The following is a 12,013-nucleotide window of genomic DNA, read 5'->3' as shown; positions in this document are numbered from 1 at the left end:
TGCAGGTCACCGGAGAGAGCGCCTGTGGCCGACGGCTCGGTCGTACGGCGAGGTGGTGACGACGCTCCGGCCGGGCGGGGCAGACCGGTCTCCAGGTCGGCGTTGCCTTCAGCGGGGCCGGTCGTTGTCCGGGTATGCGAATGATGCGGTGTGTGGTGCGGGTGGCGGCGGTCGGTGCGGTGGTGCTGGCCGGGGTGGTCGGGGGCGGGGCGGGGAGTGCGGGGGCGATCGCGCCGGTGGCGGAGGGTCCGGCGCAGCCGCAGGTGAACCAGGGGTACAGCATTCCGGTCGGGGCGATCACCGATCTCGGGGCGCTGCCGACGCTGGGCGGGCTGGGCTACGAGGTGGTGGGGCTGCTGGGCGGCGGCTGAGTCGCGGGGCGGGTCGCGGCGAGCAGTCCGCCGACCGCGGGTGCCCAGGGCCGGGTGGTGGGGCCGGTCAGGGTGAGGGTGCGGTGGACGGCGGGGCGGACCGGGACGAGGACGCAGTCGGGCGGCAGCATGGTCTGGGCGAGGGCCGGCATGACGGAGACGCCGAGGCCCGCGTGGACCATGCCGATCAGGGTGTTGAGGTCGCGGATGCGGTGGCGGGCGGTGAAGCGGACGCCGGCCCGCCGGTAGACGTCGCGGATGTGCCGTTCGCAGCCGCCTTCGGAGAGCAGGAAGTCGTCGTCCTCGAGGTCGGCGACGTCGATGGCGGGCTGGTCGGCGAGCGGGTGGTCGCGGCGCAGGACGGCGTGCATCGCGTCGCTGCCGAGCGGTACGGCGCCGGCCGGGGCGGGGTCGGCGTCGACGAGGACGGCGGCGTCGACGGTGCCGGCTTCGAGCCAGACGCCGAGTTCGTCGTCCTCGCCTTCGAAGATCTGGACGGTGAGTCGCGGGTGGGCGGTGCGCCATTCGCGGAGCAGTCCGGGGAGCAGGCCCTGGCAGACGGTGGCGGGGGCGGCGAGGCGGACGGTGCCGGTGAGGCCGCCGGAGTGGCTGGTGGCGATGGTGCGGACGGCGGCCGTGGCGGTGACGGCGGTGCGGGCGTGGGGGAGGATGCGGGTCCCGAGCGGGGTGGTGCGGGCGGGGGTGGTGCGGTGGAGGACGGGCGCGCCGAGGGCCCGTTCGAGGGCGGCGACGGCGTGCGAGACGGCGGACTGGCTGATGCCGAGTTCGGCTGCGGCGGCGCCGAATCCGCCGTGGTCGGCGACCGCGACGAGTGCCCGGAGCTGGGCCAGGTTCAGCTCTGCCGTCATGAGACTTCCTCATCTCCCGGGTCGGGCCACTTGTTGGACTCATGATCGGGCCGCGCGGCACGCTCTGTCCATCGCCGCGGACGGGCCGCGGCCGGAAGAGGGCAGGTGGTCGGGGTGCGGCGCTGGTGGCCGGGGTTCGTACTGCTGTCGGCGATCTGGGGCGCGAGTTTCGTCCTGATCAAGACGGCGGTGGACGCGGGGGTGTCGCCGGCGTGGGTGGCGTGCTGGCGGTGCGTGTTCGGTGCGGTGGCGCTGTGGTCGCTGGTGGGGTTGCGCCGGGTCCCGGTGCCGCGCGACGCGGCGACGTGGGGGCATTCGGCGGTGGCCGCGGTACTGCTCAACACGGTGCCGTTCATGCTGTTCTCGTACGGCGAGACGAGGGTCAGCTCGGTGCTGGCGGGGGTGGTGAACGCGACGACGCCGCTGTTCACGCTGCTGTTCACGGTGGCGACGGTCGCGGCGGAGCGCCGCCCGGGGCCGCGCCGGCTGGCGGGGCTGGTGCTGGGCTTCGCGGGGGTCCTGACGGTGCTCGGCGTCTGGCGGGGCGCGGGGGCCGGACTGGGGACGGGCGGGCTGGCGTGTCTGGCGGCGACGTGCTGCTACGGGGCCGGGTTCACCTATCTGCGGCGGATCCTGTCGGACCGTCCGGGGTCGGCGGCGGCCCTGTCGGCGGTGCAGATCGGCTGCGCCGCGGTGGAGACCGCGGTGGTGGCGCCGCTGGTGTCGGGTGCGCCGCACTGGCCGGGCGTGCGGGCGGTGGCCGCGCTGGTGCTGCTCGGGGCGGTGGGCACCGGTTTCGCGTACGTCCTCAATCTGGCGATGGTGCGGGAGGCGGGGGCGGTGGTGGCCACCGCGGTGACGTACGCGACGCCGCTGTGGTCGACGGCGCTCGGTGCGCTGCTCCTCGGCGAGCCGGTCGGCTGGAACGCGCTGGTCGGCGGGGCGGCGGTGGTCGCGGCGGTCGTCCTCACCCGGAGCCCGTCCCGCCCCGGGCACCGTACGACCCGCACCCTCGGTGCGCCGGCCGTACGACCTCCGGAGTGTCAGGTGACGCTCCGTCGGGCGTGAGCGACCGCGCCCGCCATACTGCTGCCATGCGGGTCGCGTTGATGACGGCGGGTTCGCGCGGCGATGTCGCGCCGTACACGGGTCTCGGCCACGGGCTGGCGGCGGCGGGCCACCGGGTCACCCTGGTGACCCATGCCCGGTTCGCCCCGCTCGCCGCGGACGCGGGGATCGGGTTCCGTCCGCTGCCGGTCGATCCACGGGCGGAGCTGGCGTCGGCGCGCGGCCAGGGCCTGCACCGCAGCCGGGGCGGGGCGGCCAAGTTCGCCCGGGTGGTCGCGATGGCGCGCGGGCTGGTCGGCGAGATGGCGGACGGGCTGCTCGACGCGGCGCAGGACCAGGACGTGCTGCTGGTGTCGGGCTCGCTCGGTCCGCTGGGGCACACCATCGGCGCGGGCCTGGGCCGGCCGACCGTCGGCGTGTATCTGCAGCCGCTGGCGGCGACCGCGGAGTTCGGCCCGCCGGTGCTGGGCGCGCGCGGCTACGGCGCGGCGGGGAACCTGCTGGCGGGCCGGGTGGTGGGCGCCGCCGTGGACGCGATCTTCGCGGACACCGTGCGCCGGCTGCGGACCCGCCTCGGCCTGCCGCCGAGTCGGACGCGGGCGGCCCGGCGCGCCCGGGAGCGGCAGGACTGGCCGGTCCTCCACGGTTTCAGCGAACTGGTGGTGCCGCGGCCCCGGGACTGGCGTCCGGGGCTGCGGGTGGCCGGGTACTGGTGGCCGTACTGCCCGCCGGCGGGTCGACTGCCGTGCCGGGTCGAGGAGTTCCTCGCGGCCGGGCCGGCGCCGGTGTTCGTGGGGCTGGGCAGCGCCACCGTGCCGGATCCGGACCGGCTGAGCCGTGAGCTGGTGGCGGCGCTGCGGGCGGCGGGCCTTCGGGGGGTGATGCAGCGCGGCTGGAGCGACCTGGCGGCCGACGGAGAGGACATGCTCACCGTCGACGAGTTGCCGCACGGCCTGCTCTTCCCGCGGATGGCGGCGGTGGTGCACCACGCCGGGGCGGGCACCACCGCGGCGGCGTTGCGCGCGGGGGTGCCGGCGGTGCCGCTGCCGGTGCAGTTCGACGCCGGGTTCTGGGCCGACCGGCTGGTGGGGCTCGGGGTGGCACCGACGGCGATCCCGCTGCGCCGCCTCGCCTCGCCGTCGCTGGCCGCGGCGCTGCGCCGGGTGGTGGACGATCCGGGCTACCGGCGGCGGGCCGCCGCCCTGGCCGCCGGGCTGCGGGCCGAGGACGGCGTGGGCCCGGTGCTGTCCGCCCTCGACGGCATCGCCGACGCCTGATCGCGGCACGCCGGGCAAGCCACTGCGCTTTTCAGATGATCCGATCAAGGCGGCCGCGCGTCGACTTGTGGCGCTCCGTCAGCAGACGAATACTCCAGGTGACCGCCTGTCAGGAGCAGATCAGAGCAGATCAGTGCAGATCAGGCGGCCACCGAACCGGGGGGACTCTCCACTCCTAGGAGGAGACCAGTGAGAACCGAGCACACCACCCGCGGCCGCCGCCGGACCCGGCTGATGACCGTTCTGGCGGTCGCGGTCGCCACGACAGCGGTGGCGACCGGCGTCGCCCTGCCCGCAGCGGCCGCACCCACGCCGATGCGGGACCCGGCCACCCTGGCCCGGGTCGACGAAGCGGTGCTGCGCGCCGACGTCGCCGGGACGGCCTGGTACGTGGACACCACCGACGGCCGGGTGCACGTCCTGATGGACAGTACGGTGACCGCGGGCGGGCTGGCCCGGATCGCCCGTTCGGCGGGCGTGGACGCCGCGGCGCTGAAGGTCGAGCGGACCGCCGGCGTGTTCCGTCCGCTGACCGCGGCGGGCGATGCGATCTACGGCGGCGGCTACCGCTGCTCGCTGGGCTTCAACGTGGTCGGCAGCGACAGCACCACGTACTTCCTGACCGCCGGGCACTGCGGCAACGTGGCGAGCACCTGGTACACCGATTCGGCGCACACGACCCTGATCGGCCCGACGGTCTCGTCCACCTTCCCGAGCCACGACTACGCGCTGGTCCGCTACGACAACAGCGCTCTGCCCCACCCGGGCGGGTTCACCTCGGCCCCGGCGGCGTTCGTCGGCGAGGCGGTCCAGCGGACCGGCTCGACCACGGGCACGCACGGCGGCAGCGTCACCGCACTGAATGTGACGGTGCGCTACGCGGGCAGCGGGACGGTCCGCGGGATGATCCAGACCAACGTCTGCGCCGAGCCGGGCGACTCGGGCGGCCCGCTGTTCGACGGCGCCAAGGCGTTGGGGCTGACCTCCGGCGGCAGCGGCGACTGCAAGTCCGGCGGCACGACGTTCTTCCAGCCCGTCCCGGCGGCGCTCGCCGCGTACGGCGTGAACGTGTACTGAGCGCCGCCGGACCCGGGCGGAGGGAGCGGATCTCCGGTCAGCAGTCCTTGAGGGCGGTGCAGATCGGGACGCCGAGCGCCTTGCCCACCTCGATCTCGGACGGAGCCGACCAGGCGGTTCGCGGCTTGCCGCCGGCCGGCACGGAGGCCCAGACCGAGAGTTCGGCGACGGTCGCGCCGGAGGTGGTCAGGTACTCGTGCAGGGTGACGCTGCCGCCGCCGGACTGCGGCACGGTCAGGGTCGCGACGAACAGGTTTCCGCCGTCCTCGGTGTCCACCTTCACGGTGGCGCCGGGGGCGGTGGACGCGCAGGCCTTGACCTCGGCCGCGAGGGACCCGGTGAAGGCGTAGGCGGTCTGGGCGGGCCCGCTGGACTTGGCCGGGCCCCAGCTGAGGATGGTCTCCTGGGCCTGCCACTCGGCGGCGCCGCCCTTGCCGAGCTGGGCCACGGCGCCGTTCTGCGCGCCCTTGGCGGTGGTGTCGAGGTCGGCCGAGCGCTTGCTGTGGCAGAGCGTCTCGAACTGGAAGGCGGGCGCCTTGGCGGCCTTGGCCACCGCCGACGGGGTCTGCCAGTGGTAGACCGAGTCGAGCGGGACGTCCGTCGTGGCGATCCAGATGCCGGCCGGCAGCGTGGAGGGCGCGCCGCCGGGCTTGCCGGCCGAGGCGGACGCCGACGCGGCGGCGGAGGCGGGCGCGGACGCCGGGGCCGAGGCGGCGGACGGGGAGGTCGAGCTCGCGGCGGTGGCGGTGGCACCGTCGGAGCCGGAGCCGTCGGGGTCGCAGGCGGTCAGGGCAGCGGCGCAGCACAGCGCGGCGGCCGCCGCGGCGAGGGTACGGAGGCGAAGCACGGGATTCCTTGTGGGTGGGTCCGGACGGGAGCGGGGAGCGGGGGCCTGATCAGTACCAGTGCGCCTTGCGGCCCGGGTCGGCCTGCTGGACCTTGGCGGCCAGGTCGTGCCCGTCGGGCGAGACGTGGTACCGCTTCATCACGTACTCCATGGAGGCCGCGCAGTTGGCCACCGGGTCGTAGATGTCGGTCGACGTGCCCTTGACGTGGTTGGCCGCGAAGGTCTCCGGCGTGGTCTGCCAGCCGCCGCGCGAGCAGTTGAGCGGCGCGCCGTCGGACTGGATCGGACCGTTCACGTTGACGTCGCCGGGGCCCTTGTTGACCTGCCAGTTGGGCGAGTTGTACGAGGACTCGCGCTCGGCGATGGTGAGCATGCCGCGGGTCCACGCCTCGCGGGCCTTGGGGTCGGTGATGCCCATCGCGTCCAGCGCCTTGGCGATGTAGTCGCGGCAGGCGTCGGGGCCGCTCTTGTACGAGCCCTTGCCGCCGAAGGTGACGTCGCCCTTCTTGATCACGCCCTCGGAGGAGGGGTGCGGCGTCGGGTCGTTGCCGCCGTGCCCGCCGCCGTCGCCGTGGTCACCGGTCTGCTTGGGGTGCTCGGGCATCGGGTGGTGGCCACCGCCGCCGCCCTCGTGCTTGCCGCCGCCACCGTCGGTGCGGGTGGGCGGGCTCTTCGGGGACTTCGGCTTGCCGTGGTCCTTGTCGTGCTTGCGCATCTCCTCGTGGGTCTTGCGCTCGGCGTCCTCGTACGCCTTGATCACGGCCTTGATCTTGGTGGCGTCCTCGGCGAGCTCCTTGGTGAGCTTCTCCTTGGTCTCCTGCAGCTTCTCCAGCTTGGACAGGATGTCCTTGACGCTGGCGGCGACCTGCTCGGTGACGGCGACGAAGCCGACCACGCCGGCCAGTTCACCGGCCATCAGGTCGGTCGCCGCAGCCTTGGCGACGGTGCCCTTGATCCCGGCGGTCTGCCGACTCATGTCGGCCATCCGCTCGTTGAGGGACTTCCACTCCTGCTGGATCCGCTCGAGTTCGTCGAAGCGTATGCCGAAGCTGTTTCCGGCCATCACGACCACTCCCCGTATTATGGTCTGACAATCGGTTACCAGCCTAGCGGGTCCACCGACACCCTCGTGACCCGGAGGGTTCACCCTCCCGACGCCGGCTCAACCGAGCGCCACCACCAGCTCCCAGGTGTCCACCGCGAAGTCCAGCGCCATCCCGTGCCGCAGATAGAGCTCCGGCGCGCCGGTCCCGTTCTCGGTGTCCACACCCAGCCCCACCCGGCCTCGGCCCAGCGCGGCGAAGGCCCCGAAGAAGTGCCGCAGCAGGTGGCCACCCACCCCGCGCCCCCGGGCCTGCGGCAGCACCCCGATGTTCGACGCCCAGCCCGTCCCGCCCCGGTCGTTGCGGCAGCGCAGCACTGCCGCGTCACCGACCCCCGCCACCGCGGCGACCCACACCAGCGACCAGTCGGCGTTCGCCCCGTCGATGTCCTCCAGCCACTCCTCGTAACTGCGGGGCCGGAAGTCGTAGTGCCCGGCGAAGCTCTGCTGCAGCAGCCGGTGGGCGATCCGCCGGTCCGCCTCCGCCGTGCAGTCGCGCAGCACGACCCCGGCCGGCGGCGCCGGCACCGGGTCGGCCGCCGGCGAGACCGGCCGGGTCAGCACGTTGTACCGCCGCACCGCCCGCCAGCCCCGCGCCCGCATCGCCGCCGTGTCCACCGTCGGAGCGCTGTTCAGGTGCAGGTGGACGACGGCCCGCCGGGCGCCGTTGGCCGCCGCCCGCTCCGCCGCGCGCGCCTCCATCAGGTCGAACAGGTGCAGAGCGCCGTCCTGGCGGTCCGGCAGGACGTACTGGTCGATGTCGATCCGCTCGCCGCCCGACGCGTCCCGCAGCAGGCCGTACCCGACCAGCCGCCGGCCCTCCCACAGCAGCCAGGAGTCGCGGGCCAGGTCCACCTCCGGATGGCCCAGCTCGGCCGCCACCTCCGCCACCTCGGTCTCCGCCCGCCCGATCTCCAGCAGGTCGACCCGGTTCAGCAGGGCGCACACCTCGGCGGCGTCCTCGGGCGTCGCGGCCCGCACGGTCAGGCCGGGCGGCGGGGTCACGGTGGTGCTCACGGTCTTCGTCTCTCCTCGTTCATGCACTGCGCTCTTGCACTGCGCTCTCGCGGCGCGCACCCGCTGCGTCCGGGCGCGCCGCCGTACCGGAGCAGCCTGCCCGGCGACGCGTGCAACTCGCGTGCAAGCGCCGCGCACCCCGTGCCACACTGAGCCGCCCACGCGGACGGGGAGGTCGCCGGATGACCGGTACGGGATGGCAGTTCAACGCCCTCGGGCCGCTGGAGGTCCGGTCCGAAGGACGGTCGCTGCCGCTCGGCGGGCCCCGCCAGCGCGCCGTCCTCGCCCTGCTGCTGCTCGCCGACGGCCGGACCGTCCCCGTCGAGCGGCTGATCGAAGGCGTCTGGGACGGCCGGGAGCCCGCCAGCGCCCGCAACACCCTGCAGAGCTACGTCTCCCGCCTGCGCGCCCTGCTCGGCGGCCCCGACGGCGCGGCCGCACTGGTCGGCGACCCGGCCGGCTACCGTCTGGACCTCGACTGCGGACACCTCGACATCCACCGCTTCGAACACCTCCTCGCCGAGGGCCGCGCCCTGCTCGCCGCCGGCGCCGCCGACACCGCCCGCACCCTGCTCGGCGACGCCCTCGCACTCTGGCGCGGCCCCGCCCTCGGCGACCTGCGCCACCTCCCCCACCTCGGCGCCGAAGCCGAACGCCTCGACGACCTGCGCCTCACCGCCGTCGAGACCGCCGCCCGCGCCGACCTCGCCGCCGGGCGCCCCGCCGACGCCGCCGACCTGCTGCACCCGCTCACCGCCGACCACCCCCTGCGCGAAGGCCCGCACGCCCTGCTGATGCTGGCCCTCGACCGCAGCGGACGGCGCGCCGACGCCCTCGACCTCTACCGCCGCACCCGCACCCGCCTCGTCGAGGAACTCGGCGTCGAGCCCGGCCCCGACCTCGCCGCCGCCCACCGCGCCGTCCTGCGGCCCGACCCGCCGCGACCCGCCCGGATCACCTTCCCGGCGCCCCGCGCGCCCTTCGTCCCGCTCGACTTCCAGGTGCCCGAACGCCTCGACTGCGACGGCTACACGCTGCGCCCGATCACCATCCACGACCTGGCCCAGGACCACGCCCTGGTCACCGACACCCGCGAGGAGCTCTGGGCCCAGTTCGGCGACAGCTGGGCCTGGCCGCCGAAGGACCTCACCCTCGAACAGGACCTGATCCAGCTCGCCTGGCACCAGCAGGAGTTCACCCGCCGCACCTCCTTCGCCTACGCCGTCGAGACCCCGGCGGACGGCCGCCTCCTCGGCTGCGTCTACCTCGACCCGGCGACCGACCCCGGCCACCCCGTCGAACTCACCCACTGGACCCGCGGCGGCCGCGACACCCCCCTCGACCGCCACCTCGCCACCACCCTCCACCACTGGCTCACCACCCGCTGGCCCTGGCCCACCCACACCCGCCCCGGCCGCCCCTCGTAGCCCCGCGCCGCCCCCCGCTCCGCTGTCCAAAAAAGTTTCCGTCCCCGTGTCGATCCGCCGTCCCCCCGTTCGACCTGCGATAGAGAGGGGCGGAGGACGGCCCCACCGAACAAGGAGATCCACGATGGCGAAGTACATGCTGATCATGCGCGGCACCGACGAGACCATGGCCAAGATGATGGAGACCCCCTTCGAGCAGATGCTCGAAACCGTGGGCCGCTTCAACGACGAGCTGATCAAGGCCGGCGTGCTGGTCGCCGCCGAGGGCCTGGACGACCCGTCCCAGGGCGTCGTGGTCGACTTCAGCGGCGACACCCCGGTGGTCACCGACGGCCCGTACGGTGAGACCAAGGAGCTGTTCGGCGGCTACTACATCATCGACGTGGCGTCGAAGGAGGAGGCCGTCGAGTGGGCCAAGCGCCTCCCGGCGATGGTCGGCTCGAAGTGCGAGGTCCGCCGGGTGCCGGCGATCGACGAGTTCCCGCAGGACAACGAGTGGGTCATCAAGGAGCGCGCGTGGCGCGAGCAGACGGGTCAGCTCTGAGCACCCCGGCCGACGACGGCCCGCCGGTCGCGGAGTCGGCGCGGCGGGCCGTCGAGGCGGTGTGGCGGATCGAGTCTGCCCGGATCGTCGGCGCGCTGGCCCGTTTCACCGGTGACTTCGCCCTCGCCGAGGACGTCGCTCAGGAGGCGCTCGCCGAGGCACTGGTCACCTGGTCGCGGGACGGCGCGCCCGCCAGCCCGGTGGGCTGGCTGCTGGCGACCGCCCGTCGGCGCGCCATCGACGCGTTCCGCCGCCGCGCGGCGCGGGACGAGCGGTACGCGCTGCTGGCGGGCCGCCTCGGCGAGGGCGAGGCGGTGACCGGCGGTTCGGCCCCGCCGGACGGGCCCGACGAGCTGCCGTGGGACCCCGACCGGGTGGACGACGACGTCCTCGCGCTGATGTTCGTCGCCTGCCACCCGGTGCTCTCGCCGGAGGCCCGGGTGGCGTTGACCCTGCGCGTGGTGGGCGGCCTGTCCAGCGAGGAGATCGCCCGGGCTTTCCTGGTGCCGGTGCCGACCGTGCAGGCGCGGATCACCCGGGCGAAGAAGACCATCGCCGCGGCGGGCGTCCCGTTCGAGCTGCCGCCCGCCGACGAGCGGCGGGAGCGGCTCGGCGGGGTGCTCAGCGTGCTGTACGTGGTCTTCACCGAGGGGTCGACCGCGACCTCCGGCGATGCGCTGCTGCGGCCCGACCTGGCGTACGAGGCGATCCGGCTGGCCCGGACCCTCGCCGCGCTGCTGCCGGACGAGCCGGAGGTGTTCGGCCTGCTCGCCCTGTGCGAGCTGACGGCGGCCCGTTTCCCGGCCCGGACCGGGCCCGACGGCGAGCCGGTCCTCCTGGAGGACCAGGACCGCCGCCGCTGGGACCGATCCGCGATCCGCCGCGGCCTGGCCGCCCTCGGCCGCACCGCCACGCTCGGGCGGGGCCTCGGCCCGTACGGGCTGCAGGCGTCGATCGCGGCGTGTCACGCCTCGGCGCCGTCGGTGGCGGAGACCGACTGGGAGCGCATCGTGCTGCTGTACGAGGCGCTCGGCCGGGTGGCGCCGTCGCCGGTCGTCGAGCTCAACCGGGCGGTCGCGGTCGCCATGGCCGGCGAACCGGAGCAGGCCCTGGCCCAGGTGGACGAGTTGCTGGTGGCCGGTCGGCTGGCCGGCTCGCACCTGCTGCCGAGCGTGCGGGGCGAACTGCTGGTCCGCCTCGGCCGCCCGGCGGAGGCCCGGTCCGAACTGGAACTGGCCGCCCGGCTCTGCCGCAACGAGCGCGAACGGTCGGTCCTGCTGCGCAAGGCGGCGGCCCTGGGGTGACCCACCCCGGGCGCCGCCGCCTACCGGCCCGGCTGCCGGGCCGCCGCCTGATCGAGCACCACCCGTCCCCACGCCTCGGCGCTCGCCCCCCACACCGCCCGCAGCTGCGGCTCCGCCGCCCGGACGGCGGCCACCCCCGCGTCGGGGTCACCGCCGGCCGCCTTCACGTTCGGCCCGTCGGACTCGGCCCACTCGGCCATCACGTCGCCCAGCACCTCAGGGTGGAACTGCACACCCCAGGCGACCGGGCCGACCCGGAACGCCTGGTGCACACTGTCGTCCCCGCCGAGCAGCGGGACGGCGCCGGGCGGCAGCGCGGTGATCTCGTCCCAGTGCCACTGCGCGGCGGGCGCGCCGTCCGGGACCGCGCCGAGGACCGGGTCCTCCACCGCCCCGGCGAGTCGGCGCAGCGGCACCGCACCGACCTCGGGGACCCGTCCGCGCGGCGCGACGCTGCCGCCGAGCGCGACGGTCATCAACTGGCCGCCGAGACAGATCCCGAGCAGCGGGAGCCGTTCCGCGACGGCCTGCCGGATCAGCTCACGGGTCCGCGGCAACCACGGCGCCCGCTCGTCGTCCTCGCAGTTGGGCGAGCCACCGAGGACCAACAGCCCGGCGTAACCGTCGAGGGCGGTCGGCATCGGGTCACCCGCCCACGGGTGGACCAGCTCCAGCCGTACACCGGTCCGCTCCACGTGTTCGCCGACCAGGCCGGGCCCCGTGTTGTCCTCGTGCTGCACCACCAGCACCCGCACACCACCGTCCGCCGACACCGTCACCGCCACCCACCTCACGTGTCTCCCGCGGGCCACCCTGTCGCGCACCCGCCGAGGACCGCCGATGATCTCACGCCGCCCTCCGCTTGCGTCACCCGAACCGGCCGGCGGGTGCGTGCACCGACGGGCCCCGCAGTCATCCGGACGAACGACCGGGAGCGCGTCCGCACCACCTTCGACGGCCTTCCTCGTTGCCCTCCTCGTCGGAGACGCCGCTCGTGCGCATGCGTTCCGCGGCATCTCATCGTCAAAACACGAGACTGGACAAGCTGTGACCGAGCAACCACCACGTACCAGGGCGGCCGCACGTCGCCTCCGCCGGCCGGCGTCGCGA

The 12,013-nt window shown here is 74.9% G+C and carries 12 protein-coding genes; 7 read left to right on the top strand and 5 right to left on the bottom strand.

Translation table 11 applies throughout. The annotated features are described in order from the left end of the window. The first annotated feature begins 152 nt into the window (after positions 1-152). Positions 153-371 carry a hypothetical protein gene (locus FHR36_RS33720; RefSeq protein ID WP_253803586.1) on the top strand — a complete coding sequence of 73 codons (219 nt, stop codon included), beginning with the start codon at positions 153-155 and terminating at the stop codon, positions 369-371. Here the strand turns inward: FHR36_RS33720 and FHR36_RS33715 are convergent. Next, the gene (locus FHR36_RS33715) at positions 338-1,240 is read right to left on the bottom strand and encodes a LysR family transcriptional regulator (protein ID WP_253803584.1); all 903 of its coding nucleotides are present in this window, start codon (positions 1,238-1,240) and stop codon (positions 338-340) included. The two genes, FHR36_RS33720 and FHR36_RS33715, sit on opposite strands and share 34 nt — an antisense overlap. 114 nt (positions 1,241-1,354) lie before the next feature. On the opposite strand from FHR36_RS33715, the gene FHR36_RS33710 reads away from it, so the two are divergent. The 3 genes from FHR36_RS33710 to FHR36_RS33700 all read left to right on the top strand — a co-directional run bounded on the left by FHR36_RS33710 (position 1,355) and on the right by FHR36_RS33700 (position 4,662). Further along, positions 1,355-2,308 carry a DMT family transporter gene (locus tag FHR36_RS33710; RefSeq protein WP_253803582.1) on the top strand — a complete coding sequence of 318 codons (954 nt, stop codon included), beginning with the start codon at positions 1,355-1,357 and terminating at the stop codon, positions 2,306-2,308. A gap of 26 nt (positions 2,309-2,334) precedes the next feature. Further along, positions 2,335-3,585 (top strand): glycosyltransferase, encoded by a 1,251-nt coding sequence (locus FHR36_RS33705; RefSeq protein WP_253803580.1) that lies wholly within the window; start codon positions 2,335-2,337, stop codon positions 3,583-3,585. 189 nt (positions 3,586-3,774) lie between these two features. Then, complete coding sequence (locus tag FHR36_RS33700) at positions 3,775-4,662, top strand: S1 family peptidase (protein ID WP_380231543.1); 888 nt, start codon at positions 3,775-3,777, stop codon at positions 4,660-4,662. 37 nt (positions 4,663-4,699) lie between these two features. Here FHR36_RS33700 and FHR36_RS33695 read toward each other — a convergent pair whose 3' ends face one another. From FHR36_RS33695 to FHR36_RS33685, 3 genes are all read right to left on the bottom strand, one after another. After that, positions 4,700-5,509: a hypothetical protein gene (locus FHR36_RS33695; protein ID WP_253803579.1), complete on the bottom strand. Its 810-nt coding sequence runs from the start codon at positions 5,507-5,509 to the stop codon at positions 4,700-4,702. Between the two features lie 49 nt (positions 5,510-5,558). Further along, on the bottom strand, positions 5,559-6,572 hold the full coding sequence (locus FHR36_RS33690; protein ID WP_253803578.1) for a hypothetical protein: 1,014 nt from the start codon (positions 6,570-6,572) through the stop codon (positions 5,559-5,561). A 99-nt stretch (positions 6,573-6,671) separates the two neighbouring features. Next, positions 6,672-7,628 (bottom strand): GNAT family N-acetyltransferase, encoded by a 957-nt coding sequence (locus FHR36_RS33685; protein WP_253803576.1) that lies wholly within the window; start codon positions 7,626-7,628, stop codon positions 6,672-6,674. 182 nt (positions 7,629-7,810) lie between these two features. On the opposite strand from FHR36_RS33685, the gene FHR36_RS33680 reads away from it, so the two are divergent. The 3 genes from FHR36_RS33680 (at position 7,811) to FHR36_RS33670 (ending at position 10,903) form a co-directional block, all read left to right on the top strand. Next, positions 7,811-9,055, top strand: coding sequence for an AfsR/SARP family transcriptional regulator (locus FHR36_RS33680; RefSeq protein ID WP_253803575.1), 1,245 nt, complete (start codon positions 7,811-7,813; stop codon positions 9,053-9,055). 124 nt (positions 9,056-9,179) lie between these two features. Further along, a complete protein-coding gene (locus tag FHR36_RS33675) occupies positions 9,180-9,599 on the top strand; it encodes a YciI family protein (protein ID WP_253803573.1) in 420 nt (139 codons plus the stop codon). Next, positions 9,572-10,903, top strand: coding sequence for an RNA polymerase sigma factor (locus FHR36_RS33670; RefSeq protein WP_253803571.1), 1,332 nt, complete (start codon positions 9,572-9,574; stop codon positions 10,901-10,903). The genes FHR36_RS33675 and FHR36_RS33670 overlap by 28 nt, the downstream gene beginning before the upstream one ends. Positions 10,904-10,923: 20 nt before the next feature. On the opposite strand, the gene FHR36_RS33665 is transcribed toward FHR36_RS33670, so the two are convergent. Beyond that, positions 10,924-11,682 carry a type 1 glutamine amidotransferase gene (locus FHR36_RS33665; protein ID WP_253803569.1) on the bottom strand — a complete coding sequence of 253 codons (759 nt, stop codon included), beginning with the start codon at positions 11,680-11,682 and terminating at the stop codon, positions 10,924-10,926. Between the last annotated feature and the right edge of the window lie 331 nt (positions 11,683-12,013).

Origin of the sequence: Kitasatospora cinereorecta (genome assembly GCF_024172095.1) — a bacterium.
GTDB lineage: Bacteria > Actinomycetota > Actinomycetes > Streptomycetales > Streptomycetaceae > Kitasatospora > Kitasatospora cinereorecta.
The sequence above is the reverse complement of the archived record's forward strand: the minus strand, read 5'-3'. Positions and strand labels throughout refer to the sequence as shown.

Excerpts from the sequence above, each read along its gene's own strand:
- FHR36_RS33715 (WP_253803584.1), bottom strand. The coding sequence starts at position 1,240 with ATGACGGCAGAGCTGAACCTGGCCCAGCTCCGGGCACTCGTCGCGGTC.
- FHR36_RS33705 (WP_253803580.1), top strand. The coding sequence starts at position 2,335 with ATGCGGGTCGCGTTGATGACGGCGGGTTCGCGCGGCGATGTCGCGCCG.
- FHR36_RS33690 (WP_253803578.1), bottom strand. The coding sequence starts at position 6,572 with ATGGCCGGAAACAGCTTCGGCATACGCTTCGACGAACTCGAGCGGATC.
- FHR36_RS33680 (WP_253803575.1), top strand. The coding sequence starts at position 7,811 with ATGACCGGTACGGGATGGCAGTTCAACGCCCTCGGGCCGCTGGAGGTC.
- FHR36_RS33675 (WP_253803573.1), top strand. The coding sequence starts at position 9,180 with ATGGCGAAGTACATGCTGATCATGCGCGGCACCGACGAGACCATGGCC.